This is a genomic window from Cryobacterium sp. MLB-32 (genome assembly GCF_000738085.1).
GTDB lineage: Bacteria > Actinomycetota > Actinomycetes > Actinomycetales > Microbacteriaceae > Cryobacterium.
Genome location: NZ_JPRS01000002.1, coordinates 40,357 through 65,749, shown reverse-complemented (window position 1 = coordinate 65,749; position 25,393 = coordinate 40,357). Strand labels below are relative to the sequence as shown.

At 65.8% G+C, this 25,393-nt stretch carries 30 protein-coding genes; 29 read left to right on the top strand and 1 reads right to left on the bottom strand.

What is annotated here, in order from left to right:
- Nucleotides 1–261 precede the first annotated feature (261 nt).
- Complete coding sequence (locus tag JF66_RS00420; RefSeq protein WP_369797922.1) at nucleotides 262–1,032, top strand: sigma-70 family RNA polymerase sigma factor; 771 nt, start codon at nucleotides 262–264, stop codon at nucleotides 1,030–1,032.
- Between the two features lie 188 nt (nucleotides 1,033–1,220).
- On the opposite strand, the gene JF66_RS00415 is transcribed toward JF66_RS00420, so the two are convergent.
- Nucleotides 1,221–2,789, bottom strand: coding sequence for an HNH endonuclease signature motif containing protein (locus JF66_RS00415; RefSeq protein ID WP_035873769.1), 1,569 nt, complete (start codon nucleotides 2,787–2,789; stop codon nucleotides 1,221–1,223).
- 328 nt (nucleotides 2,790–3,117) lie between these two features.
- Between JF66_RS00415 and JF66_RS00410 the strand changes: the two genes are divergently transcribed.
- The 28 genes from JF66_RS00410 (at nucleotide 3,118) to JF66_RS00275 (ending at nucleotide 25,392) form a co-directional block, all read left to right on the top strand.
- Entirely contained in the window at nucleotides 3,118–4,266 is a 1,149-nt protein-coding gene (locus JF66_RS00410) for a flagellin (RefSeq protein ID WP_035873768.1), read from the top strand.
- 133 nt (nucleotides 4,267–4,399) lie between these two features.
- A complete protein-coding gene (fliD, locus tag JF66_RS00405; protein WP_035873767.1) occupies nucleotides 4,400–5,764 on the top strand; it encodes a flagellar filament capping protein FliD in 1,365 nt (454 codons plus the stop codon).
- The gene (gene fliS, locus JF66_RS00400; RefSeq protein WP_051972926.1) at nucleotides 5,764–6,204 is read left to right on the top strand and encodes a flagellar export chaperone FliS; all 441 of its coding nucleotides are present in this window, start codon (nucleotides 5,764–5,766) and stop codon (nucleotides 6,202–6,204) included. The genes fliD and fliS overlap by 1 nt, the downstream gene beginning before the upstream one ends.
- Nucleotides 6,197–6,541, top strand: coding sequence for a hypothetical protein (locus JF66_RS00395; protein WP_156109586.1), 345 nt, complete (start codon nucleotides 6,197–6,199; stop codon nucleotides 6,539–6,541). Before fliS ends, JF66_RS00395 begins: the two co-directional genes overlap by 8 nt.
- Before the next feature lie 162 nt (nucleotides 6,542–6,703).
- Complete coding sequence (locus JF66_RS00390) at nucleotides 6,704–7,045, top strand: flagellar basal body protein (protein WP_035873763.1); 342 nt, start codon at nucleotides 6,704–6,706, stop codon at nucleotides 7,043–7,045.
- Nucleotides 7,045–7,437, top strand: coding sequence for a flagellar basal body rod protein FlgC (locus JF66_RS00385; protein ID WP_035873762.1), 393 nt, complete (start codon nucleotides 7,045–7,047; stop codon nucleotides 7,435–7,437). The genes JF66_RS00390 and JF66_RS00385 overlap by 1 nt, the downstream gene beginning before the upstream one ends.
- Nucleotides 7,437–7,742: a flagellar hook-basal body complex protein FliE gene (gene fliE / locus JF66_RS00380; protein ID WP_035873761.1), complete on the top strand. Its 306-nt coding sequence runs from the start codon at nucleotides 7,437–7,439 to the stop codon at nucleotides 7,740–7,742. Before JF66_RS00385 ends, fliE begins: the two co-directional genes overlap by 1 nt.
- Nucleotides 7,742–9,334, top strand: a complete 1,593-nt coding sequence (fliF, locus tag JF66_RS00375) for a flagellar basal-body MS-ring/collar protein FliF (protein WP_035873760.1) — start codon at nucleotides 7,742–7,744, stop codon at nucleotides 9,332–9,334. Before fliE ends, fliF begins: the two co-directional genes overlap by 1 nt.
- Complete coding sequence (gene fliG / locus JF66_RS00370; protein ID WP_197059270.1) at nucleotides 9,331–10,347, top strand: flagellar motor switch protein FliG; 1,017 nt, start codon at nucleotides 9,331–9,333, stop codon at nucleotides 10,345–10,347. Before fliF ends, fliG begins: the two co-directional genes overlap by 4 nt.
- Nucleotides 10,337–10,942, top strand: coding sequence for a FliH/SctL family protein (locus tag JF66_RS00365; RefSeq protein ID WP_051972925.1), 606 nt, complete (start codon nucleotides 10,337–10,339; stop codon nucleotides 10,940–10,942). The genes fliG and JF66_RS00365 overlap by 11 nt, the downstream gene beginning before the upstream one ends.
- On the top strand, nucleotides 10,942–12,267 hold the full coding sequence (locus tag JF66_RS00360) for a FliI/YscN family ATPase (protein WP_035873759.1): 1,326 nt from the start codon (nucleotides 10,942–10,944) through the stop codon (nucleotides 12,265–12,267). The genes JF66_RS00365 and JF66_RS00360 overlap by 1 nt, the downstream gene beginning before the upstream one ends.
- A complete protein-coding gene (locus JF66_RS24100) occupies nucleotides 12,264–12,440 on the top strand; it encodes a hypothetical protein (RefSeq protein ID WP_231556236.1) in 177 nt (58 codons plus the stop codon). Before JF66_RS00360 ends, JF66_RS24100 begins: the two co-directional genes overlap by 4 nt.
- A gap of 5 nt (nucleotides 12,441–12,445) precedes the next feature.
- Complete coding sequence (locus JF66_RS24095) at nucleotides 12,446–12,718, top strand: hypothetical protein (protein ID WP_231556235.1); 273 nt, start codon at nucleotides 12,446–12,448, stop codon at nucleotides 12,716–12,718.
- Entirely contained in the window at nucleotides 12,715–13,368 is a 654-nt protein-coding gene (locus JF66_RS25105) for a C40 family peptidase (RefSeq protein WP_304413052.1), read from the top strand. Before JF66_RS24095 ends, JF66_RS25105 begins: the two co-directional genes overlap by 4 nt.
- On the top strand, nucleotides 13,365–14,858 hold the full coding sequence (locus JF66_RS21465) for a flagellar hook-length control protein FliK (protein ID WP_051972924.1): 1,494 nt from the start codon (nucleotides 13,365–13,367) through the stop codon (nucleotides 14,856–14,858). The genes JF66_RS25105 and JF66_RS21465 overlap by 4 nt, the downstream gene beginning before the upstream one ends.
- A gap of 22 nt (nucleotides 14,859–14,880) precedes the next feature.
- Nucleotides 14,881–15,327 carry a flagellar hook capping FlgD N-terminal domain-containing protein gene (locus JF66_RS00340; RefSeq protein WP_035873754.1) on the top strand — a complete coding sequence of 149 codons (447 nt, stop codon included), beginning with the start codon at nucleotides 14,881–14,883 and terminating at the stop codon, nucleotides 15,325–15,327.
- 67 nt (nucleotides 15,328–15,394) lie between these two features.
- Complete coding sequence (locus tag JF66_RS00335) at nucleotides 15,395–16,585, top strand: flagellar hook protein FlgE (protein ID WP_035873753.1); 1,191 nt, start codon at nucleotides 15,395–15,397, stop codon at nucleotides 16,583–16,585.
- Between the two features lie 225 nt (nucleotides 16,586–16,810).
- On the top strand, nucleotides 16,811–17,737 hold the full coding sequence (locus JF66_RS00330) for a hypothetical protein (RefSeq protein ID WP_035873752.1): 927 nt from the start codon (nucleotides 16,811–16,813) through the stop codon (nucleotides 17,735–17,737).
- A gap of 585 nt (nucleotides 17,738–18,322) precedes the next feature.
- Entirely contained in the window at nucleotides 18,323–18,556 is a 234-nt protein-coding gene (locus JF66_RS00320) for a flagellar FlbD family protein (protein WP_035839906.1), read from the top strand.
- On the top strand, nucleotides 18,556–19,374 hold the full coding sequence (locus JF66_RS00315; protein WP_035873750.1) for a motility protein A: 819 nt from the start codon (nucleotides 18,556–18,558) through the stop codon (nucleotides 19,372–19,374). Before JF66_RS00320 ends, JF66_RS00315 begins: the two co-directional genes overlap by 1 nt.
- Nucleotides 19,371–20,225 carry a flagellar motor protein MotB gene (locus JF66_RS00310; protein ID WP_035873749.1) on the top strand — a complete coding sequence of 285 codons (855 nt, stop codon included), beginning with the start codon at nucleotides 19,371–19,373 and terminating at the stop codon, nucleotides 20,223–20,225. The genes JF66_RS00315 and JF66_RS00310 overlap by 4 nt, the downstream gene beginning before the upstream one ends.
- A 39-nt stretch (nucleotides 20,226–20,264) precedes the next feature.
- Nucleotides 20,265–21,179: a flagellar motor switch protein FliM gene (locus JF66_RS00305; RefSeq protein ID WP_231556234.1), complete on the top strand. Its 915-nt coding sequence runs from the start codon at nucleotides 20,265–20,267 to the stop codon at nucleotides 21,177–21,179.
- Nucleotides 21,176–21,886, top strand: coding sequence for a flagellar motor switch protein FliN (gene fliN, locus JF66_RS00300; protein WP_035873745.1), 711 nt, complete (start codon nucleotides 21,176–21,178; stop codon nucleotides 21,884–21,886). The genes JF66_RS00305 and fliN overlap by 4 nt, the downstream gene beginning before the upstream one ends.
- Nucleotide 21,887: 1 nt before the next feature.
- The gene (locus JF66_RS00295) at nucleotides 21,888–22,325 is read left to right on the top strand and encodes a flagellar biosynthetic protein FliO (RefSeq protein WP_035873744.1); all 438 of its coding nucleotides are present in this window, start codon (nucleotides 21,888–21,890) and stop codon (nucleotides 22,323–22,325) included.
- Nucleotides 22,322–23,212 (top strand): flagellar type III secretion system pore protein FliP, encoded by an 891-nt coding sequence (fliP, locus tag JF66_RS00290; protein ID WP_081882035.1) that lies wholly within the window; start codon nucleotides 22,322–22,324, stop codon nucleotides 23,210–23,212. Before JF66_RS00295 ends, fliP begins: the two co-directional genes overlap by 4 nt.
- Nucleotides 23,212–23,487 (top strand): flagellar biosynthesis protein FliQ, encoded by a 276-nt coding sequence (gene fliQ / locus JF66_RS00285; RefSeq protein WP_035873743.1) that lies wholly within the window; start codon nucleotides 23,212–23,214, stop codon nucleotides 23,485–23,487. Before fliP ends, fliQ begins: the two co-directional genes overlap by 1 nt.
- The gene (locus tag JF66_RS00280; protein WP_035873742.1) at nucleotides 23,488–24,246 is read left to right on the top strand and encodes a flagellar biosynthetic protein FliR; all 759 of its coding nucleotides are present in this window, start codon (nucleotides 23,488–23,490) and stop codon (nucleotides 24,244–24,246) included.
- Nucleotides 24,247–25,392, top strand: a complete 1,146-nt coding sequence (locus JF66_RS00275; RefSeq protein ID WP_081882034.1) for a flagellar biosynthesis protein FlhB — start codon at nucleotides 24,247–24,249, stop codon at nucleotides 25,390–25,392.
- The last annotated feature ends 1 nt before the right edge of the window (nucleotide 25,393 follow it).

Below are 25,393 nucleotides of genomic sequence, written 5' to 3'. Positions count from 1 at the left end.
TGGGTCAAAATCATGTCCCCCTAAATGCCGACACGTTCTGCCCCGATTCGGGGGTGTTTTGGTAGAAGTCCGGTCTACCTTCGCCCTAAGCTGTGAATCGCGGGTGAACGCGTACCCGCGGGGGATCACTATTCGCGGTGTACGCGTGTCGAGGTGCCACGGTTCAGGTTTTACGCTCATCATCAGGTGTTTTGAGAATTCGGGGGAAACGCACGTGAACCGTTTAGAGCGCAATCAACTCGTCGTCGAGAACCTGCCTTGGTGGGATACCTGGTCTCCGAGGTGTGGGCCAAGGCCCGTCATCTATCCCGTGATGACCTGGCTTCGGCCGGCGCCCTGGCCCTGATTACCTCAGCGGATGCCTTCAATGCATCGCTCGGCGTACCATTCGGTGCGTTCGCGCGACGTCGCATCATCGGCGCGTTCGCCGATGAGATGCGCTCCAATGATTGGGCCACCCGTGGCGCCCGACGACGTATCAAAGAGACCCTTGCCGTACAGGAAACCCTGTCCATCGCGCTCGGTCGCACCCCCAACGTGGACGAGATTGCGGCCTCACTGGGGGTGGACCGCGAAACTGCCCTCGCCGGCATCTCCGACGCCGCCCGCACCGTGTCTACGATTGACGACTCCACGGCCGAATTCCTCATCGCAGACACGATCCTCCCCGAGGAATCGATGCTCACCGCCGAACGCTTGGGATACCTGCGTTCGTCGATCTCTGCTCTGCCCGAAAAGTTCCGCTACGTCGTCGAACAGATTTACTTCGAAGACCGTGCCGTGAAAGACATCGCCGCCGAGCTCGGCACCACGCACTCCGCTGTCTCTCAGACGCGCGCCGAGGCCATCCGCCTGCTGCGCGACGGGCTCGGCACTCACTACGCCGATGACGCCGAGACCGAGTACGTGCCTGAATCCCGCATCGCCCCGGCCCGCCGCAGCGCCTACCTGGCCCGCCTGGCCGATCACTCCGCCGCGGCCATGACCCGCGCCGCCCACGCTCGCACCACCACCATCCCCGTAGCGTCGTAGCCCGTACGCAGCGCGCACGCGCGCCTTCATGCGTTCCCCACCCCCTCGCCGGTCGAGGAGCGAGGAACGAGCGTCTCGAGACCCCGCGATCCCGAGCCCCTCGCTGGTCGAGGAGCGAGGAACGAGCGTCTCGAGACCCCGCGAGCCGCTCTCCGGACTCTGGCGTCTCCAGGACGACGCGTCGCCCTTCACGCCTGCAGCCGCAGCGGCGACCCCAACTTCAGGGCTGACTTGCTCTTCAGCAGGATGGGGGTTTGGGCCGGGTCCGCGGCGGGCGGTGGAATCAGCCAAAACTCCTGCCCGATGCGGATGATTTTCCACCCGTCGTTGTGCAACCGGAGGTGATGCGGGCTGCAGAGCAAGATCCCTTCCTCGAGGTTCGTAAACCCGCCCTCGGCCTGCCACAACCGAAGGTGATGAGCTTCGGAGAAGCTCGGTGGCCGCAGGCAGTCCTTCCACATGCACCCGCCGTCTCGAAGGGCCAACGCCGCACGTTGAGCGGTTGTGAACAGTCGTTGTTCGCGTCCGACGTCAAGCACCGTTCCGTCTCGACCGAACAGCACCGGCGTAAACCCGGTGTTGCACACGGTCCGGTCGATGGTGGCGGTCGTGGCGGCGTCTGGTGTGCCTTCGATGAACCCGTTGCGAAGGAGCACCAAGCCCGTCGTCGGCTGCGTCGTCGTGGGCGCGGCCGTCGTGAGCCCTACCTTCGGAAGCTCGGCCGTGGTGGGCGCTGCCGCAGTGGGCCCTCTGGTCGTGGGCGCGGCCGTTGGATCCGGTACGGGTGCCCCAACGACGACCAGTTTGACCGACGGGCGGATACGCCCGAACAGTGTTCCGGGGTCGGCGGCTGCGGCGACCTTGATCACCTCGATCAGGGACTCGGCGGCGATCTGGTCGGTGGACCGGGGGTCGTCGATGATGCGCTGCGCCCGCTCCTTTTCGCCTTTCTCCACGAATCGGGGGCCACCGGTGCGGGGGCCGGTGATCTGCAGCAGGAAGTCCTTGAAGTACGACCCGTTCTCCGGGTCCAACTCAAAACTCCCGTGCAGCATCCCATCGGGCTTGTCAAACACTCTCAGGTACTGCCGTGCTCGCATCGCGTCGGCGCGGGAGGCGATCCCGGCGGCGTCGATCGTGTCCCGGCACTGCCGGGCCGCCTTCGCGGCCTGGTCGGCGTTGAGGGTGCGGCACTCGGCCAGGAGATGCTCGATCGCGTCGGCGAGCATGTCTTCGGTGACGCCGATGGCCGGTTCGCCGAGGGCGCGGCGAATGGCTGTCGCGGCGTCGGTGCTGAGTGTTCCGTCGGTCACGGCGTCGCCGAGAGGCGCGAACCACGGCCGGTGCACCTCGACCGGCGGAGCCTCGGGGTGTTCGAGCGCCAGCTGGTCGGCCTGCTTCTGCCGGTGCCGGGCCGCTTCGGCTTCGGTGGCCATGGTGCCGGCCTCGATCAGGCGGCGGGTATCGGCTTTGGTTCCGCCGCCGCCTCCGCCGAGGGCCTGCACGTAGTCCTCGGGGCTGTTGTATCCCTTCTTTCTCGACAGGCCCTCCCTGCCGAGCGTCCAGTCGGATCGGCCGGCCATATTCGCCGCCGACAGTGCGTAGGCCGCGGTGACCTCACGCAGGTGGTGGGCTATCGCCCGGTGGGTGTCCTCCGACCCGTCGTCGGACAACTCCGCGAACATCCTCGCGGACACATCTGACCGGGCCAAGGCCCCGGTCAGATCAACGAAAACACCTTCAATGGTGGTTGTCATAAGAAAAGTGTGACAGACACCACCGACACTGACCGGTCCCGCATCATCCGAAGACGCCCCGCCTCGCTGGTCGAGGAGCGCCGTCTACGGCGCGTCTCGAGACCGCGCAAGACGCCGTCCAACCGCGAGCATCTCAACACGACTGCGCACTTCGCCGTCTATCCAAGACCATCGTCGCGCAACGCAGTCGCCATACCCTCGCTCGATCTCAGAACTGTTCGGAAATCTTCCCCACGTTTCCTAACCCACCCAGACCTCCGGCCGATAGCTCAAGGTGTCAGCCCATGGATGGACTGGCGTACTTTGACCCAATCACGGAGGATTCATCATGGGCATGCAGGTAAACACCAACCTCGCGGCAAACAACGCTTACCGCGCTTTGAGCACAACACAGAACGACCTGTCCAAGTCGCTGGAGAAGCTGTCCAGCGGCCTTCGCATCAACCGGGCAGCGGATGACGCGGCTGGTCTCGCCATCTCAGAAGGCCTCAAGTCGCAGGTCGGTGGCCTCACGGTCGCCAGCCGAAACGCGCAGGACGGCATCTCGGTTCTCCAGACCGCAGAAGGCTCCCTGAACGAGACCACATCGATTCTTCAGCGGATGCGCGACCTCGCGGTTCAGGCCGGTAACGACTCGAACAACGCCGAATCCCGAGGGGCGATTCAGACAGAGGTCACGGCGTTGACCAAGGAACTGACCCGCATTAGCGAGGCCACGAACTTCAATGGCACCCAGCTGCTTGACGGCTCCAGGCCGTCGCTGAGCTTCCAGGTCGGTGCAAACAGCGACGCGAGCAGCCAGATTGCTGTCGACCTTTCTGGTGCGAACGTGAAGGCGATCGCCGCAACACTAGGCGCGGCAAATGGCGGATTGGACATCGCTGCAGGCGACGTTGCCGCGGCAGACTACAACCTCACGAACGCGAATGGATCGACTCAGGTCATCACGCCGGACCTGACCGCCGCGGACCTGACGGACGAATCAGCAACGGGAGGTCAGTCGACATTGGCGAAGACCGTTGCCGCCCTTAACCAGGATTCTGCTTTCTCTGGATCACTGGTCGCAACGATCACGTACGATCCCACAGATCCCACTGTGGAGACCGGCATGAACGTGAAGTCGAAGAGTGCGGATGTCTTCAGCACCACCGCATCCAGCCTTGGCACGGGTGCTGGGCTCGATTTCAGCACCGCAGCCAACGCCGCCGCCTCTATCAGCATGCTCGACACGCAGATCGAGAAAGTGTCCACCGCTCGCGCCGAGTTGGGTGCAAACCAGAACCGGTTCGAGAGCGTTATCAAGAACCTCGCCGTCTCCACGGAGAACCTCACCGCTGCCGGTTCGCGTATTCGCGACACCGACATGGCGCAGGAAATGGTCAACTACACGCGGGCGAACATCCTGTCGCAGGCCGGAACCGCCATGCTCGCGCAGGCGAACCAGTCCAACCAGGGCGTGCTGCAGCTCCTTCGCTAAATCGGAGTAGCACTAGTACGAACTGACTGAACCGCGCTGGGAAGCAGCCGCGGGGCGATCTGGACCTCGCCCCGCGTGCTGCCGACCGGCGTGTCGGCAGCACGCAGAATCGACAGCAGGAGAGGAACCCACCATGTCGATGGCAATTGATGGACTGGCCAGCGGCCTGGATACCACCTCACTGATCAACTCGCTCATGAAGCTCGAGGCCGTTCCTCAGTCTCTTCTCCAGCGCAAGGTTTCTGAATCCACAACTTTTATCGCCGCGCTTCAGGGGCTCAACTCCAGCGTCGCGAACCTCGCTACTCTGGCAGCCAAGACAGCCAAAGACGGCGCCTTCGACCTGTACTCCGCAACGAGCAGCTCGACCGCCGCAACGGTCACGGCCTCCGCTGGGGCCAGCGCCGGACAGATCGACCTCGTTGTTGACCAGCTCGCTCAGCGCCAGGTCTCGGTGTCGTCAGCTCTCGCCGAGTGGCCCGGAAGCGACTTCAGCATCACGAGCTCGGCCGGCGTGCGCACGGCGATCTCTGCCACCACCGCCAACCTCGACGACGTCGTCAATGCCGTCAACAATGCCAATGCCGGCGTGAGTGCGGTGAAGGTTGCCGCGGGGATGGACGCGAGCGGCGCCCCGGTCTACCGGGTGCAGTTCACTGCCACGTCCACCGGAGCGGCAGGAGGTTTCACCGTAGCCAACTCCGACACGACAACCTCTCCGGCCACCGACACAGATGCGGGCCTCACCCAGGTGCGGGCCGCGCAAGACGCCAAGGTCACCCTGTGGGCAGGCTCGCCCGCGGCGCAGTCCATCAGCTCGGCTACGAACACCTTCGCGGAGCTGCTGCCCGGCGTATCGGTCACGGCTACAAAGGCCTCCGTCGACCCCGTGAGCATCACCGTGGCCCGCAACGACGCCGCCATCAGCACGATGGCGAGCGACCTGGTGGGCGGTGTGAACGGCATCCTGGCGCTCATTTCCACCAAGTCCGCCGTCGTCAACAGCACCAACGCGGCGGGCGGAGCAGTGCTTTCGAGCGGGCCGTTCACCGGGGACAGCACGGTTCGTGATCTCAACCAGCGAATCCTGACCGCGGCGTCCGCCCCGATCGACGGACACTCGCCGAGCGAATTCGGCATCAGCATCACGAAGACCGGCACCATGGAATTTGATGCCACAAAGTTCGCTGCGGCGCTGAAGGCCGACCCGGGGCGCACCGAAGCCGCGGTGCAGGAGATCGCGTCACGCGTGGCGGATGTCGCAACGAACGCTTCAGACAAGTACGACGGCATGATCACGTCAAGAATCACCGGTCAGGAATCCATGGTCAAGGACCTCGGAAACCAGATCACCGACTGGGACCGCCGCCTGGCCTCCCGGCGCTCCACGCTCGAACGCACCTATTCGGGGCTGGAGGTGCAGCTGAGTGCGATGCAAGCCCAATCCTCCTGGCTCACCTCTCAGCTCGCCGCTCTGCCAACCTCGACGAGTAACTGATGACACTTCTCATGATGCCTAATGCCGAAGCCCGACGTGCCCGCTACAACCGCGAAGCCGTGCTGAGCGCCACCCCGGTGCGCCTGCTCACGATGCTCTACGACCGACTGCTTCTCGACCTCAACCGCGCCGAAGCGGCGCAGGTCGACGAGAATTGGGGCGTTGCGAGCGAGAACCTGCTGCACGCGCAGGCGATCATCTCCGAGCTCACCACCTCGCTCAACGTTGATGCCTGGAACGGGGGAGAGGGCCTCTTCGCGCTCTACACCTACGTCTCCACCGCGCTGATGCGCGCCAACACGCACCGCGATGTTGCCCGTACGCAGGAAAGCATCGCGCTGCTCGAGCCCCTGCGCCTCACCTGGCATGAAGCCGCGGCATCGCTGCCGGCTCAGCCCGCCGAAGTGAACACGACGGGTGGCGCACTCGGCTTTGGCTAAACAGTCACCCAACACGGCTGCCTGGCTGCGCGTACTGAACGAGCTCGAGCTAAACCTCGACACCGCCAATTGGTCTGCCGCGGCGAATTCCACGCCGGATTCTGCACCGGATGCCGCGGGCCTCGCCCCGGCATCCTTCTGGCAACCCCCGACGACGATCGGCCCGATACCTGCCGAGCTCGGGGAGCGCGCCCGCGACCTGCTGCTCTGCCAGCTGAAGCTTGTGCGCGAACTCGACGCGGCCCGCCGCGTGGCGGGTCAGCACCTCGCAGCCCTACGCACGGTACCGCCCGTGCGTGATTCAGACCGTTCGGTGTACCTCGACGTCACCGGCTGACACCACACGTCACCAGCCTCGGCACAAAGTCTTACCGAATTCTTTCAACTAACTCCTAACCCCTACCCCCGTTCGGCCGATAGCTCACTGTGAGCACGGATCGCTCATCAATTGGCCACGGATTGGCCGTCGCATCTTTTTTTGTCGACGAAACGGGAACCCGTGCTTGAATCCGTGACCTCCACTGCGATCACCAGTGCTCTCGACGGCCTGGCCCTGCGCCAGCGCACCATCGCGAACAACATCGCGAACGTGAACACGCCCAACTACCACGCCCAGCGTGTCTCCTTCGAGAACGCGCTCGCTCAGTCGGTCTCCGAGGGCTCCGGAGCGGTGTCGGCGAGCACCGCACGTTCGATGGATCCCACGAACGTCAACGGCAACAACGTGAACCTCGACACCGAGACTCTCTCCAACATCGACACGGTGCTGCGCTACCAGTTCGCGGCCCGCGCCGTGGAGGGCCCCTTCACCGCCATGCGCTCTGCGATGCGGACCAACTGATGACCTTCGACGCAATCGGCATCGCCGGCAGCGGCCTGACGCTGCACCGCCAGTGGCTCGATGCTCTTGCCGACAACATGGCCAACGTAAACACCGCCACGAGCACAGACGGCAGCGCCTTCCAGGCCCGGTATATCGCCGCGCAGGAGGGTGAAGGCGTCTCGGGCGTCTACGCCACGGGTGTGGAACTCGGTTCTGCCGAGGGGCGCATGGTGTTTGAGCCGAACAACCCACTCGCCGACACCGAAGGCTACGTGCGCTACCCGGAGATCGATCTCGCCGAGCAGATGGGACAGCTCATCATGGCCCAGCGCGGCTACCAAGCCAACGCCGCCGTCGTCGACCGTGCCAAGACGACCTACGAAGCCGCACTCCAGATCGGACGTTCCTAATGCCCTTGAGCTCAATCCAGATGATCCAGGGCATGGCGGGCGTGCAGGGCACCACTGCAACCACGGCCACCCAGAGCACCGACGGCTCCGGCTTCGGCGCCGCCCTCACCGGCGCGGTCGACAACCTGCAGCAGATGTCCTCCACCTCCAACGAGCTCGCCATCAAGGCCGTTACCGGCGACCTCACCGACATCCACTCGGCCACCATCGCGAGCACCCGCGCGCAGGTCACCCTGGAACTCGTCGCCGCCGTGCGTAACAAGGGCGTCGACGCCTTCAACGAGATCATGAGGATGCAGGCCTGATGCCCACCCAGGTCACCTCGGCGTTTCGCCGTTTCGCCGATGCCATCCGCGCGTTCACCGTCGCGCAACGCACCGTCGCCATCATCGGCGTCGCCGTGCTGGTGCTCGGCATCGCCGCCCTCAGCATGTGGGTCACCAAGCCCGCGTACACCCCGCTCTTCTCCGGGCTCAGCGGCGTGGACGCCAACTCCATCGTGGAGCAACTTCGGGCGGATGGCGTGGCCTACGAACTCAGCGACGGCGGTGCGACCATCATGGTGCCCGAGGCCAACGTCTATGACGAGCGTCTCAAGGCCGCTGCAGCCGGTCTTCCCACCAGCAGCACGGGCGGATACGCGCTGCTCGACAAAATGGGCGTCACCTCCTCCGAATTCCAGCAGTCGGTGACCTACAAGCGAGCGCTCGAAGGCGAGCTGGCGGCCACGATCGGTGCCCTCGACGGTGTCCAGACCGCGTCGGTGAAGCTTGCGATCCCCGAAGACAGCGTTTTCGTGTCTACGAAGAATGATCCGACAGCATCCGTCTTCGTGCAGACGAAGAACGGCATCACCCTCAGCAACAGCCAGGTGCAGGCCATCGTGCACCTCACGAGCGCGTCCATTGACGGCATGGCCCCCGAAGACGTGTCTGTTGTCGACGCTGCGGGAACCGTGCTCTCCGCCGTAGGGGTGGGAGCCACGGGCTCCGCCGACCAGCAGGCCTCCGACTACGAAGGCCGCGTGCGCGACTCGGTGCAGAACATGCTCGACAAGGTTGTGGGACCCGGCAACGCCACCGTCGTGGTGGCCGCCGATATGAGCAAAGAATCCGCGCAGCGCACGGAGGAGTCCTTTGTCACTCCCCTCGACGCCCCTGCCCTCAACGAGTCGACCAAGACCGAGACGTACACGGGCACCGGCGGCGGCGCGGCGGGCGTTCTCGGCGCCGACAACATCGCTGTTGCGGCCAACGGGAGCGGTGATGGCACGTTCAACTCCGAAGACACCACCCGCAACAATGCCGTCAACAAGGTCACCGAATCCCGCACCATCCCGGCCGGCGCCGTCAACCGCCAAACCATCTCCGTGGCCGTCGACAAGGACGCCGCAGCCGGAATGAACGTCGCCGACATCACGAGTCTCGTGGCCTCCGCCTCCGGAATCGACGTCGCCCGCGGCGACGCGGTCACGGTCGAGGTCGTCTCGTTCAACCAGACGGGTGCGGCGGATGCGGCGGCAGCCCTGGCCGCAGCCGACAAGGCAGCGGCGGATGCCCGCCTCGCCAGCGTGCTGCGCGTCGCCATCATCACCGCAGGCATCGTGATCACTCTCATGGCCAGCCTGATCCTGTACGCGCGCCGGTCACGGCGGCAGAGCCGCGAGGCGGTCGACGTGGGAGACCTCACCGAGATGCAGAACGCTCTCGACGCCATGAACGCGCCGACCCTGCTCAACCCCGTCGTTCCCCAGAAACCGCCAGAGCTACCTCCGCTCAACTACACCCTGACCGAGGCCGACACCCGTCGAGCGGAAATCGACCAGCTGGCCCAGAGCGATCCGAAGCGCACAGCCGAGTACTTGCGTAATCTGATGGATGACCGGCAGAACGCATGACCGAGATCATCACCGCGTTGACGGGCACCCAGAAGGTGGCCGTGGTTCTCATGAACATGGACCACGATCTCGCAACCATCGTCATGAAGCAGTTCTCCGACGCCGAGGCGGAGGTCATCGCGTCTGAAATCATCCAGCTGCGTAAAGTGGATGCCGGCGTCGCGGAGAACGCCCTGACCGAGTTCCATGAGCTCACCCGAACCAGCTCCCGGTCCGGCCGTGGGGGGCACGAGTTCGCCCAGGGGCTGCTTGAGGCGTCCTTCGGCGCGGAACGCGCGGCCGGCGTGCTCACCCGTGTTGCCACCTCGATGGCGGGCAAAGCTTTCGAATTTCTCGACAGCGCCGAGTCAAGCGACGTTCTCAACCTGCTCGAAGGCGAAATGCCGCAGACCATCGCGCTCGTGCTCGCGCACCTGCGCCGTGAGCACGCCTCAGCGATCCTGTCCGGAATGTCTCCGGGACTGCGTACCGACGTGGCCCAGTGCATCGCCACGATGGGCAGCGCAGCCCCCGATGCGATCCGCATCGTGACCGACACCCTCAAGATGGGTGCCCGCACGGTTGTCGCACGCGAAACGGTCGAGGTCGTCGGGGGAGTGCAGCCGCTTGTCGAGATCATCAACCGTGCCGATGCCGCCACGGAGCGTGCCCTGCTCGAAGCCCTCGAGGAGCGCGACCCGATCCTCGCCGAAGAGGTTCGTTCCCGCATGCTCACCTTCGCCGACATCGTCAAGCTCGAGAGCCGGGATGTGCAACAGGTGCTGCGTGGAATCGACACGAGCGTGCTCGCAATCGCTATGAAGGGCACCTCCGGCGCCGTGCTCACCGTCATCCGAGCCAACCTTTCCGAGCGCAACCGTGACCTGCTCGACGACGAAACCAAGAGCCTGGGCCCTATGCGTGTCAGCCAGGTGGAAGACGCCCGCGCGGAGGTCGTGCGGGCCATCCGCGACATGGAAGCCCAAGGCACGATCACCGTGCAGCGCGGAGCGGAGGAAGAATATGTCAACTGACGCCCGCTTCTCGAGTGTCGCCTTTCCGCGCCTGCATGTTGTGGTCGATGCTCGCGCCGACGAGCAGGACCGCGCTGCCGGGCACGCCGCCGGGTACGCCGCCGGCCTGCGCGAAGCCGGGATCACGGCCGTGGCCGTCGCCGCGGAGCATGCGGCCGAACACGCCGCAGCGCTGCGCCACGCTGAAGCGCGTTCCGACCGTGCGGTGCGCCTGCTCGCGGCCGCTGCCGAAGCGCTCGACAACCGCACGATTCCCGTGCTCCGCGAGGCCGAAGGAACGCTGGTGCACACGGCGCTCGACCTCGCCGAGGCCGTGCTCGGTGCCGAACTGAGCCACAGTGACGTCTCGGCCCGACGTGCCCTCGAACGTGCCCTCGGTCAGGGCGAGCACGCCGAAACGCACACGGTGCACATGCACCCCGATGATCTGGCCGTGCTCGGCGCCGCCACCCAGAATGTTCCTGGCGTGCTCTTCGTGTCCGACGCCTCACTGGCGCGCGGCGACGCCGTCACCAGATTCCCCGACGGATTTATCGACGCCCGTATCGGCACGGCCTTCGCCCGAGTCAAAAACGCCATGTTGGGCGGAATCTGATGGGCGCCGTCACCCTCCTCGACTCCGTCGTCGCGACGGCACGGCGGGCGGCGCGACCGGAACGGGTGGGAACGGTCAGCTCCATCGTGGGTCTCGGCGTGGAGGTGCGCGGTCTCGATGCCGCCATCGGCGATCTCGTGAACCTCGGAGACCACCCGGGAATCGACGCGGAGGTCGTGGCCACGGGAGCGGGCGGCATCCGCTGTATGCCTCTCGGCCGTCTCACCGGACTGCGGGCAGGTGCAGCGGCCCGTGCCGCGAGCACACCACTGCTCGTTCCCACCGGAAACGGACTCTTCGGCCGCGTCATCGACGGCCTCGGCCGCCCGATCGACGGCAAGGGCCCCCTCGTCAGCGATGGAGCGGTGTCCCTGCACAATGCGAGCCCCTCGGCCATGCAGCGTAGCCGCATCACCGAACAGCTGCAGCTCGGCGTGCGTGCCCTCGATACCCTCACTGCCGTGGGCAAGGGCCAGCGCATGGGACTGTTCGCCGGTTCCGGTGTGGGCAAGTCCTCGCTGCTGTCGATGATCGCCCGTGGAACGGATGCCGAGGTATCGGTCATCGCGCTGGTGGGGGAGCGTGGCCGTGAGGTGCGGGAATTCCTCGAGGACGACCTCGGCCCCGAGGGCCTTGCACGGTCCATCGTTGTGGTCGCCACCAGCGACGAGCCGGCCATGATGCGCCTTCGCGCAGCGTTCACCGCCACTCGCATCGCGGAGTCCTTCCGCGACCGGGGTTCCGACGTGGTGCTCATGATGGATTCGCTCACCCGGGTGGCCATGGCCCAGCGCGAAATCGGGCTCTCGGTGGGCGAGCCCCCCGCTACCCGCGGCTACCCGCCGTCGACGTTCTCCGTGCTCGCGCAGTTGCTTGAGCGCGCCGGCACCGGGCAAACCGGCTCCATTACGGGCATGTACACGGTTCTCGTGGACGGAGACGACCACAACGAGCCGATCGCGGATGCCGCGCGGTCGATCCTCGACGGACACGTCGTGCTGGATCGCAAGCTCGCCGTCACCGGTCATTTCCCCTCGATCGACGTGCTCGCTTCCATCTCTCGGGTTGCCTCGCGGGTCAACACGCCTGCCCGCAACCAGGTTGCCGCGACCCTCCGCAGGGTTCTTGCCGCCCGTCAGGGTGCGCAGGATCTTCTCGACGTCGGCGCGTATCGCGCCGGCACGAACCCGCTCGTCGACGCCGCAGTCAACAACGAAAGTGCCATCAAGAACTTCCTGCAACAGCGCATGGACGACCAGACGCCCACCAGTGTGGCCTGGGACAGTCTGACCGTCTTGACGCGCCAACTCGGGGTGGCCTCATGAAGCGCCTCTTTCCCCTGGCCGGGCTGCTGCGCCTTCGCCACCTGCAGCAGGACGAGGCCGCGGGCGAACTCGCCGCAGCCAACTCCCGAGTGCAAGACAACGAGACCCGTCGGGACCGGGCGCGAGCCTGTTACACGGGGGAGCCCACTCACCCACCAGCTCCGCGACGATGAACGCCATGGCCGCCGCACGGGCATCGTCTCGGAGCATGCTCGCCGACCTCGATGCCCTCGGTCAGGGGCACCTCGCTACCCTCGCGCAGGCGCAGTCCGTGTTTGACGCGGCTCGCGCCGAATCGATCGGACTCGAGAAGCTCGAAGCTCGGCACAGTGCTGCCGTGGCTGCGGCGGACCTGCGCGCCGAGCAGATCGTGCTCGATGAGATCGCTTCCACCCGCTGGCATCGCGACCAGGCCGCGCATGACACGACCGACGATGGAGGTGCGCGATGACAATGACCATGTCCGACGCCCTGAGCCGCATCGACCAGATACAGTCGACGTTGCAGCGCATGAGCGGCACCCAGTCGGCCGCAAAACCCGCGGCATCCGCTGCCTCAAGCGCTGCCTCGGCCGATGCCTTCGCGGCCAGTCTGGCGTCCAGTATCGGCACCACCGGGAGCGCCGCCACGGGCAGCGCCGCACTGCCCGGAAGCGCCGGAGTGACCGGCACAGACGTCAGCAACGCCGCCCAGAAGTATCTCGGTGTTCCCTACGTTTTCGGTGGGGAAGACGCGAGCGGTATGGACTGTTCCGGCCTCGTGCAGAAGGTATATGCCGACGTGGGCATAGAGGTCCCCCGCCTGGTTTCCGGACAGATGAAGATCGGTACCGAGGTGGGATCCCTCGCCGAAGCCCAGCCCGGGGACCTGATCGTCACCGGCGGCGGCGCCCACATTCTCATTTACGCCGGCAACAACAAGGTCATTCACGCACCGTATGCCGGCCGCTCAGTATGCCTCGTTGACGCGTACATGACGGATGCCGACATCGACACGATCCGACGAGTGATCCCGACCCCCACGGCGGCGACCACCGGCGGCACAACCGCCGACATGTTCAGCGCGGCATTCGCTGCATTCGAGACTGGCGGTGCCCGGTGACCTTCAGCCTGAACTCCAGCCTCGCTCGACCGGCAGCACAGACGGGTGGGCAGGGTGGTTCCCCAAGCGGTACCGCGCGCGTCGGTTCGTCGGAGCGCGCCGCCGGCTTCGCCGCTGTCATGAAGCGGACAGGCTCCGACTCTTCGGCACAGAATGCTGCCGACCGCGAGGCGACCGGCAGCACGTCGGCGGCCACCGCGCATTCTTCCCGCGCGAAGTCGCCGCGATCGGAGTCTGTCACTGCAGGGCCGACGATCGATTCCGTGCGTGCGGACGCGGCCGATTCGGTCACCGCTGCCGGTGAGCCACCGACCGGGTCAGAACCTACCCTCGACGAATTCGGTGACGCCTCCGTTAGACCCCGTGCGTCCACCGCAGAACGCACCGACGCGGCCACGGTGGAAGCGACCGCCGCTGCCAGCCCCATCGACGCACCGGCACCGACATTCGCCTGGCCAGTGTTCAGCCGTGACGTCGCCGCGACCGCTGCTCCGTCGACGGCCGTTGCTGGGGTTGCTGGTGCGGGGACGATTGGGACGGCCGCTGCGACGACGACGAGTGCTGCGACGACGACGGCTGCCGCGGCGACTTCGCTTGTGACTGCTGGTCTAACGATTCCGGCCGCTGCGCCAGCGTCGGCCCAGGCGTCGGTCCAGACGTCGGTCCAGACGTCGGCTGAGGCGGCGCTGGCCACACGGGTTCGCGGGAGCCTCGACATCACACCCCCTCCCGCCCCGGGCACGTCGGTCGCGTCGCCAACCAGGACCGACGCATCCGCCGCGCCGCAGCTCACCGCGCTGCCTGCCGCGCTGCCTGCCGCGGTACCTGCCGCGCTGCCTGCCGCGACGCCCGCCTCGGCCGGAGCGGTGCTTCCGCAGCCTGCGGGTACCGCTCCCCGCACCGATTTCCTGATTCGCCCGACCGGTGCCACCGCGGCCGAGGCGGTCACGATCGTGCAGGCGGACGCGGCGGCATCCGCATCTACGTCCCTCGCCGCGGCAGCTGTGGGACCGGCGGCGCCCGCGGCTCTGGGCGCACCGATGGCCCCTGCCGCCATCGTCACTCCCACGGCCGCCGCTGTGCCCGTTCCCCTGACGACACAGGTTGCGAAGCCACTCTTCACTCTCAGCGGCGTCAAGCCGGGGGAACACGTGCTCACGATCACAGTGACGCCCGAAAACCTCGGACCGCTCACTGTGCGGGCCCACGTGACCGGCGACAACATCCGTGTGGAGCTGTTCGCTCCCACCGACTCGCGCGTGAGGCGCTTCGGGCCATTTTGCCCGACCTGCGCCGGGACCTCGCCGGAGGCGGGCTCAACGCTCAGCTTGATCTGTCGTCCCAGAGCCAGGCGAACGACGCCCGATCGGATGCTCAGGACGGCCGCCTGCAACGGCCGCCGCCCGGAATACGTGACGGCCCCGGTGATGAACCCGTGGCGCGCAGCCCCCGCAGTTCTCTCTCCCACTCTTCATCGACCATCGACGTGATGGCATAACAGGAAGGTCGACCGTGACAATCCCCGCAGTTACCGCCGCACCGACAACCGGAATGTATTCCTCCACGGTCACGCGTGCCCCGAAACAGACCATGGACTCGGAGGTCTTTATGTCGTTGCTGGTCACCCAGCTGCGCAACCAGGACCCGAGCTCGCCGATGGACACGAACCAGATGATCGCGCAGACGACCCAGCTGGCCATGATGGAGAAGCTCAACGCCCTGGCCACAACCAACGAAGAGAATTTCTCCCTGCAGATGCGCATGGCCGCGGCCGCGCTGGTGGGACAAGAAGTGACATTCACCGATGCCGGGGGCGTGGAATCCACCGGGCAAGCCACGGCCGTGTCCTATGCCGGTTCCGTGCCCCAGGTCACGGTCAACGGGCAGACCATCGCTCTCGACGCCATCTCCGGGGTGACCGGCGCGAAAGCCTCGTCGGTCGAGCCTGTCGAGCCCTGATCCCCGCACCCCAATCATTCGTATTCCGCTCATTCTTCTTCTTCGTCCTTATCGAAAGGCAGCACTCATGCTTCGCTCTCTCTACTCCGGCATCTCCGGTCTTCGCGCCCACCAGGCCATGCTCGACGTGACCGGCAACAACATCGCCAACGTCAACACCACGGCATTCAAGGCATCCGCCGCGCAGTTCCAGGACACGCTCTCGCAGATGTCGCAGGCCGCGGGCGGGCCGCAGACCACGGTTGGTGGCACGAACCCGGCCCAGGTGGGCCTCGGCGTGCAGGTTGCCGGCATCTCCACCAACTTCGCTCAGGGTTCCGCTCAGTCCACTGGACGCGCTACCGACATCATGATCTCGGGCGACGGCTTCTTCGTCACCCAGCTGGGCGGCGAGACGCTCTACACCCGCGCCGGAGCCTTCGATTTCGATGCCCAGGGCCGACTCGTGTCGCCCGATGGAGCCATCGTGCAGGGCTGGAACGCTGTCGGCGGCGTGATCAACGCGGGCGGCGCCACCGGAAACATCACCCTGCCCGTTGCAGCCATTATCCCGGCGGTCAGGACAACAGGGGCAACCGTCGGGGGCAACCTGCCGTCCGACGCCCTCGCCGGAACCGAACTCATCCGCGATATCGAGGTCTTCGATGCCTCGGGTGCCGCCAGCACCGTTTCCCTGCGATTTGTGAAGGACGCAGCGGCCGGCACCTGGAACGTGACCGATGTGAACAACGCAGCCACGCCCCCCGTGGCTCTCACCTTTGTGGCCGGAAAGCTGACAAACGCCGCTGGATCCGCAACCATCGCGGCCGGCTCGGCTGCAACCCCGATCGACCTCTCCGCGCTCGAAGGCTCCGCTGGTCTCACGACTGTCGCGTTCACGGGCCAGAACGGTTCCGCGGCCGGCACGCTCGAGTCCTTCGCACTTGGGGCCGACGGCACCCTCGTGGGCCTGTTCAGCAACGGTGGCCAACAGGCCATCGGACGTATCGCTCTTGCCACGTTCACGAACCCGGGCGGTCTCGAAAAGGCCGGTGCCTCCGGTTACCGCACCACGTTCAACTCCGGCGCCGCGCAGCTGGGCACCCCCGGCGCGGCCGGCCTGGGCTCGCTGCAGAGTGGCGCTCTGGAGATGTCGAACGTCGATCTCTCGCAGGAGTTCACCAACCTGATCGTCGCCCAGCGCGGCTTCCAGGCCAACGCCCGCATCATCACCACCTCCGACGAGGTGCTCCAGGAGCTCACCAACCTCAAGCGATAGTCGCAGGAGCAAACACGTCCCTGGCGCTGGTCGAGGCGCGACGAAGGAGTGATCGAGACCGCGCCAGGGTATGGCGCCTGCGTTGCGCGCCGACGGGGCTGGATAGACGGCGAACCGCGCAATCGTGCTGAGATGCTGGCGTGTGGACGGCGCCGTGCGCGGTCTCGAGACGCGCCGTAGACGGCGCTCCTCGACCAGCGACGCGGGGCGTTGGCCCGGTCAGATGTGTCCGCGAGAGCGTTCGCGGAGTTGTCCGACGACGGGTCGGAGAACGCCCACCGGGCGATGGCCCACCATCTGCGTGAGGTGACCGCGGCCTACGCGCTGTCGGCGGCGAATATGGCCGGCCGATCCGACTGGACGCTCGGCCGCGAAGGCCTGTCAAGAAAGAAGGGATACAACAGTCCAGAGGACTACGTGCAGGCCCTCGGCGGAGGAGGAGGCGGCGGAACCAAAGCCGACACCCGCCGCCTGATCGAGGCCGGCACCATGGCTACAGAGGCCGAGGCTGCTCGAGCCAGGCAGAAGGAAGCCGACCTGCGCGCTGCGGAGTACCCGGAGGCCCCGCCCGTGGAAGTTCACCGGCCGTGGTTGGCACCTCTCGGCGACGCCGTGACCGACGGAACACTCAGCACCGACGCCGCAACGGCCATTCGCCGCGCCCTCGGCGTGTCTCGACAGGCTCGACAACGGGCCCTTGGCGTGACGGAGGAGATGCTCAGCGACGCGATCGAGCATCTCATGGCCGAGTGCCGCACCCTCAACGCCGATCAGGCGGCGAAGGCGGCCCGGCAGCGCCGGGACACGATCGATGCCGCCGGGATCGCCTCCCGCGCCGACGGCCGCGCCCACTGCGGCCGAGCCCACTGCGGCCGAGCCCACGACGGCCGAGCCCACGACGGCCGAGCCCACGACGGCCGAGCCTACTTCGGCAGGGCCCACGAAGGCAGGGCTCACGACGGGCGCGCCCACTGCGGCAGGGCGCACAACGGCCGCGCCCACGACGACGCAGCCGACAACGGGCTTGGTGCTTCTTCGCAACGGCTTCATCGAAGGAACACCCGACGCCGCCACCGCCGCCACCATCGACCGGACCGTGTGCAACACCGGGTTTACGCCGGTGTTGTTCGGGCGGAGCGGCACCGTACTTGATGTTGGACGCGAGCAACGGCTGTTCACCACCGCTCAACGTGCGGCGTTGGCGCTTCGAGACGGCGGGTGCATGTGGAAGGACTGCCTGCGGCCACCGAGCTTCTCAGAAGCTCACCACCTTCGGCTGTGGCAGGCGGAGGGCGGACTGACCAACCTGAACGAGGGGATACTGCTGTGCAGCCCGCATCACCTCCGGTTGCACAACGAAATCTCGACAAGCTCGATCCAAGGGCTGGAAGATCATCCGCATCGGGCAGGAGTTCTGGCTGATTCCAACGCCCGCCGCCGACCCGACCCAAACCCCCATCCTCCTGACGAGCAAATCAGCCCTGAAGTTGGGATCGTCCCTGCGACTGCAGGCATGAGGGTCGCGCCTCGGCAGTGAGATCGGGCGTCCGGAGGTAGACGCTCGAGCCTCTTCGGTGTCGAGCCCGTCGAGCTGCGCCGCCAGGTCCCGAGTGGTGGCGCGACTGCTCGGTGTCTGTGCCATACCTCCCTGGGTGAGGAACCTAACGCTGGGGGCCGCGCGGCCGACAGTACTCAGTAGCGCCTCACCGGAGTCGTTCGGTACCAGGGGATGAACTCATGATCGTAGTTACGCGGCTTAACGACAGCCAGTTTGCGATCAATCCCGACTTGATCGAGCGCATTCATGCGAATCCCGACACCACCCTGGTGATGGTGGACGGGGCGAACTTCATCGTGACAGAAACGATGGAGGAGGTCATTGAACGCATTGCGCAGTATCGTGCCCGCGTAATTTCCCTCGCCTATGACCCCGACGCGGGCGAGCTTCCGCGCGGCCCGCGGAGGATCTGATGGATCCGGCAACACTGGTCGGCATTGTCATCGCCTTCGGGGCGCTCTTTGCCATGATCACACTCGAGGGATCGCATATCTCGAGCATCATGCTTCCTGCGCCGATGATCCTGGTATTCGGCGCGACGCTTGCCGTGGGCATCGCCGGTGGCACGATTCAGGATGCGGTTCTCGCGTTCAAATCGCTGCCGCGTGCTTTCAAGGGAAAGACCACTCCACCCAACCAGATCATCGACCAGGTCGTGCAGCTGGCCGAGACGGCCCGAACCTCGGGGCTACTCTCCCTGGAGCAGGAGGCCGACAACGTCAAAGATCCCTTCCTGCGTGGTGCATTACAGAACATCGCCGATGGGACCGATGGCGACGAGCTGCGCATGCTCCTTGAGGACGAGATCTCCACCCGAGCTCGGTCCGACAGATCCGCCGCGAAATTCTTCACGAGTCTTGGTGGCTATGCGCCCACGATCGGCATTGTCGGAACCGTCGTGTCCCTCACCCATGTACTCGAGAACCTCGACACGCCCAGCACGCTCGGGCCGATGATCGCCGCGGCGTTCGTTGCCACCCTCTGGGGACTGCTCTCCGCCAACTTTCTCTGGCTTCCGATCGGCTCCCGACTCAAACGCCTCGCGGACATCGAGGTCGACCGGATGACCTTGCTCATGGAAGGAGCACTCGCCGTTCAGTCCGGGAGCCAGCCGCGCCTGCTCGGTGAACGTCTGCGCGCCATGGTCTCCGACGACGCGCTGGGCAAGTCCGCGAAGCCCGCAAAGGCGGCCAAGCAAAAAGACGACGACTCCCTCCCCGAAGCCGCATGAGTTCCCGCACCAAGCGCCGGAATTTCGGCGGCGACGATGAGGAGCATCCCGACGAACGGTGGATGGCCTCCTACATGGACATGGTCACTGTGCTCATGTGCATGTTTATCGTGCTCTTCGCCATGTCGAGCGTTGACCAGAACAAGTTCGAGCAGTTGCGCAACTCCCTGGCCACCGGATTCGGCAGTGTGGAGGCCGGTTCCATCGATACGGCGACGGGTGTTGTGGTGCCGGCGGAGCACGCCAATTCTGACGCGGAGGCCTTCGCCGGCGCAGCGCCCACGGACTCGCCGGCCACCGACGCGCAACTGGCGACCGCCGAGGTGGAAAGTCTCGTCGACGTGAAGGCCCAGATCACCGCCAACCTGGCCGCGGTTGGCCTCGCCGACCTCGTTCAGTTCGCGGTCGATGAGCGCGGACTCACCGTGGGACTCGTCGGGTCCGAGACCTTCTTCGCCCCTGACCGTGCTGATTTGAGCGCGACGGCCATCTCTATTCTGGATGCGATGGCCCCGGTGCTCGTGGCGAGTGATCGGGAGATTTCGGTGGAGGGACATGCCGACAAGCACGGAGAAACCGTGAACTTCGCCACAGACTGGGAGCTCTCGGCAGGGCGAAGCACGCGGGTGCTCCGTCGTCTCGTGGAACAGGGTGGCGTGCAGCAGGAACGGATCGCCGCGATCGGCTACGGGGCGGCCCGCCCCGAATCCACTGGTTCGACACTGGCCGATATGGCCATGAATCGCCGCGTCGACGTCGTGCTTCTGTCGACCCTGCCGGACTCGGTGCGTTCGCTCATCCCCGGGGTCCTATCCGGAACGCCGACAACCGGGGAAACCGGCACCGGATAGCATCTAACGCCCCGGCGACGCCGGCCGATAGTGCCAGACGTGACGGTCCAGGAACAGGTAAGCAGAGGTGTGCCCGCCAAGCCACCCGAAACGGTCGAGGTGTACGACTTCCGTCGTCCCACGACCCTGGCGCGTGAGCACGGCCGCGTTCTGGAACTGGCCTTCGAAACGTTTGCTCGCCAGTGGGGCACGCAACTCACGGCCCGTGTTCGTCTGCTCTGCCAGGTGACCTGCGACCTGGTGCTTATGCAAACCTACGACGAGTATGCCGCGAGCCTGCCGTCCACCACCGCCATGGTGCTGTGCAGCATCGACGGCATCGACGCCAAGACCGTGATGCAGTTCCCCACCCGCACCGCTTTGAGTTGGGTCGATCACATGCTCGGCGGCAACGGGAGCAAGGCAACCAAGGAAGAACGCAAGTTCACCCCGATCGAGCAGGCGCTCGTGCGCCACCTCGTCGAGGAGGGGCTTGAGGACCTGCGCTATTCGCTCGGCGACCTGCTTCTTACCGACGTGACGATGGACGGGATCCAGTACAACTCTCAGTTCGCGCAGGCAGCGGCCACCGGTGACCTGATGATCGTGGCCACCTTCGGGATCCGAACGGGCAACGAGACTCCTGTGATCGCCACCATTGCCATCCCCGAGCACGCACTGATGCCCCAGCTCGGCGAGGCGAACCCCAAGAGCCTTGCCGAAAACGCCCGGGAACGACTTGAACAGCAGTTGGCTTTCGTGCCGGTCGAGGTGTCCCTTCGACTTAATCCGATCCAGGTCTTGCCCAACCGCATACTCACCCTGGCCGTCGGAGACGTGCTGGCCATCCCGCATCCGCAACATCGCCCGCTCGAACTTGTCGTCAACAGTCAGGTTTTGGCCACCGCCGCCGTGGGCGTGAACGGTTCCCGTCTTGCCTGCATCGTGATCGACACCGAGGAGAAATCACCATGACCGACACCGGAGTGTTGTCTGCGTCCGCCGTTGACGCCCTGATCCGAGTTCTTCCCACCGGCGTACCCCTGCGCGCCATAGAAACTCATGGAAGTTCCGCGTTGAGCGCCCGCGTCGGGTCGGCCGCGGTGGCCTCATTTGTGGGTGCGACCTCGGCCGACCTTGCGATCGTCCTGATGGACCCGGCGGCATTCGACGCCGCGTCCGGGTCGACATCGGCGCTCGTCGCGAGTCACGACGTCCTACGCCCGTCGCTCGAGAGCGCCTCTGGTGTACTGGGCATTGGGGTGCTCGGCGACACCCGGATTGAAGACGCTTCGGCCCTGTTCACGGATGCGGAGACCCGTGTTTTCGAACTGGGCGCCGCCGGTGAGGTGACCGGGTGGTTCGCCATGCGCGTGCGAAAGAACGGCACAGCGACCACCACGTCGCCGGGCTCTTCTTCCTCCTCCGCAGTGAGTAACCTGGGGCGCATCAACAACGTGTGGATGGCCCTGACGGTCGAGATCGGGCATACTCGCATGCCCGTCCGGGACGTGCTTTCGCTCGAACCCGGCGCCGTCATCGAACTCGACCGCTCGGCGGGCGCCCCGGCCGACGTGATGCTCAACGGTCGACTCATCGCCCATGGCGAGATCGTCGTCGTCGACCAGGATTACGCGATTCGCATCACGCAGATTCTCGACGTGGTGGAGAGCGCTTCCTAAGGTGGACACCCTGATCGTGGCGTTGCGGGTAGTGCTGTCCCTCTCCGTCGTTCTCGCCCTTCTCTGGTACATGCAACGTCGCTTCACCAAGGGTGTTCGTGCCCGCGGGGGAGCCAACCTCGTCACCGTGGTGGGTCGCCAAGGCCTCGGCCAGAAGGCATCCGTCGTGGTGGTCGACATTGACGGCCAACGCCTCGTGCTGGGAGTGACGGAGCAGTCCGTGACGGTTTTGCACGGCGGTGAAACACCGGTACCGGCAACCGGCCACGAGGCATTCGCGCGCTCGTTGAACACCGTGACCGAGGACGATACGACCGTGGGCGAACCCCTCGAATTCCGCCCACGCCGCAAGGCCGCCCCGTCCGGCGCGCTCGGCGGGTCTATTCTTTCCGCGTCCACGTGGCAGCAGGCTGCCGCGGCCCTTCGGCAGGGTCGGTGAGCACCCCGGCCCAGCGGCCCGCCCCGTCTGCCGCTGCCCTGCAGCGTCGGCTGTACGTGCGGCTGAGCCTGCTGGTGGCCGCCGTCCTGCTCATCACGGCAGTCCTGCTGTGGTTCACGGCTGCGGCCGGACACGCCCTGCCTGTGGACCCGAAGATGCCGACTGACCCGGTCGACCCAACGGCCCCCGTCGCCCCGCTCGACCCGAGCTCCGGCGAAGGCGGCCTGACGATCGACATCAACGGCCCGAATGGTGCGCCGTCCTCTGCCATCGTCACCCTCGTGGGGATCACGCTGCTCTCGGTGGCCCCGGCGCTCCTGCTGATGATGACAAGCTTCACCAAGATCTTCGTGGTGCTCGCCATGACCCGTAACGCTCTGGCGCTCCCGTCGATTCCACCCAACCAGGTGCTCGCCGGCCTCGCGCTTTTTCTCTCCCTCTTCATCATGGCGCCGGTTCTCGCGGACATCAACAGCCTGGCCGTCACGCCGTACCTGGACGGCACCATGACATTCACGGATGCCCTCGCCGCGGCATCCACACCACTCCAACACTTCATGATGGCCAATACCCGCGAGGAAGACCTCGCTCTGATGACCCGGGCCGCCGGCCAGGAGAACCCGGCGAGCCCCGATGACGTGGAGCTCCTGACGCTCATTCCGGCCTTCATGATCTCCGAGCTGCGCGCGGCATTCATCATTGGCTTTGTCATCTTCATTCCGTTCCTCGTCATCGACATCGTGGTCTCTGCCGCGTTGATGTCGATGGGCATGATGATGCTTCCGCCTGTGATGATCTCACTCCCGTTCAAGATCCTGCTTTTTGTTCTCGTCGACGGCTGGGGGCTCATCATCACCTCGCTTATCGGCAGTTATCGGGTCGGCTGATGGACGCGAACGCCGTTCTCGACATCGGCCTGCAGGCGCTGTGGCTCGCAGCGAAGCTCTCCGCGCCCGTGCTCATCACCGCGCTCGTCGTCGGATTCGCCATCTCGCTGCTTCAGTCGATCACTCAGATCCAGGAGGTGACGCTGTCATTCGTGCCGAAGGCCATCGCCGTTTCCATCGCGCTGCTGATCACGGGGCACTGGATGATTTCCGAATCAGTGTCCTTCACCTACGCCATGTTCGACAAAATCCCCACGCTGATCGGCGGCGGCTAGGTGGAATTCGTCCTCAACCAGGCCTGGATAGAAGCCGTCATGCTCGCGGGAGTGCGGATGATCGCGTTTCTCGTGATCGCCCCGCCCTTTTCCTACAATGCCTTTCCCCTGCGGATCAAGGCGATGCTCGGCATCGGGCTGGCCCTCGCTGTTTCGCCGCGCGTCACAGCGACCTATGAGTCGCTGAGCACCGCGGGATTCTTTGGAGCGCTCGTGCTTGAGATCCTGGTCGGCGCGCTGCTCGGGTTTCTGGTGTTTGTCATTTTCGCCGCCGTGCAGTCGGCCGGTGGCCTGATCGACATGTTCAGCGGATTCCAAATGGCCCAAGGCTATGACCCGCAGTCCATGGTCAACGGCGCCCAGTTCACCCGGTTGTTCCAGATGACAGCCCTCGCCCTCCTCTTCGCTTCCGGCGGGTACCAGCTCATCATCGGCGGACTCGTTCGGTCGTTTAACGCCCTGCCGCTCGGCGGCGGCATCGACATGGCAGCCCCAGTGCAGGCCCTGATCGGTTCGGTGAGCCAGATGTTCCTGGCCGCCGTGCAGATCGCCGGCCCGCTCCTGGTGGTGCTCTTCCTGGCGGATGCCGGCCTCGGCCTCATCACCCGGGTCGCCCCTGCGCTCAACGCGTTCGCCCTGGGCTTCCCCCTCAAGATCCTGATCACCCTGACCCTCGCCGCGACCGTCTACGTCGCCCTCCCGCACATCGTCTCCACGCTCACCGGTGACGCCGTTGACGCGCTGATGGGGGTGAACTAGATGCCAGAGGCCGATTCCGGCGAGAAGACCGAGCTCGCGACCCCCAAGCGCATGAAAGAGGTGCGCGCCAAAGGCCAACTGTCGAAGTCGCAAGACGTCACGGCCTGGCTTGGAGTGGGAGCGGCTGCCGTCATGATCCCCGCCACCATCGCGGCCGGTGCTGAGGCCGGCAGCGACCAGATGTTCACGATCAAGGGGCTGATCACGAATCCCGATCCCCTCGAGGCCGTCACGGCGCTCGGGGACGGAATGGCATCGATGGCCGGCGTCCTCACACCGATGCTGCTCCTGGTGGTGGGTGTCGTGCTGTTCGGGGCCGCGCTTCAGGGCGGGATCCACTTCAAGAAGTTCGAGGGCAAGTTCGAGCAGTTCAACATCGTCACAGGCCTCAAGCGGGTATTCGGTGGTCAGGCGCTGTGGGAGGGAGTGAAATCCCTGCTTAAAACCGCGGTCGTCGGCCTCGTCCTGGTCTGGGTGATCCAAGGCCTCATGCCGGTCATGATGACCGCCGGGGGACTCCCCGTGATGGAACTCATCGGAGCGGCCGGCGACGGCGCCGGTGCCCTTCTGCGTTCCGCGGTGATCGCCGGGCTCATCCTGGCGGCAGCGGACGTCTTCGTCGTGATGCGTCGCAACCGCAAGAAGACGCGCATGACCAAGAAGGAAGTGCGCGACGAGAACAAGGCATCGGAGGGCGATCCGATGATCAAGTCCCAGCGCCGTGCTCGCCAGCTGGCCATGAGTCGCAACCGCATGATCTCCTCTGTGACGGATGCCGACGTCGTGCTGGTCAACCCCACGCACGTGGCCGTGGCCCTGAGCTACGAGCCCGGCAAATCCGCCCCGCGCGTAGTCGCCAAGGGCGTCGGCCACATCGCCACTCGCATCCGTGAGCAGGCGGAAACGGACCAGGTCCCCATCGTGCAGGACATTCCTCTTGCGCGTGCCCTGCACGGCGCGTGCGAGATCGGCGAGGAAATCCCCGTCGACATGTATAACTCGGTCGCCCGCGTGCTCGCCTTCGTCATGGCCCTCAAGGGGCGCGGCGGCGGCGGGGTGCACACCATGACGGCGCAGGCCGCACCGCCGCCTGCACCACCCACACCAACCAGACCATCGTTCGCCACGACCACCGGAGGCAATTGAC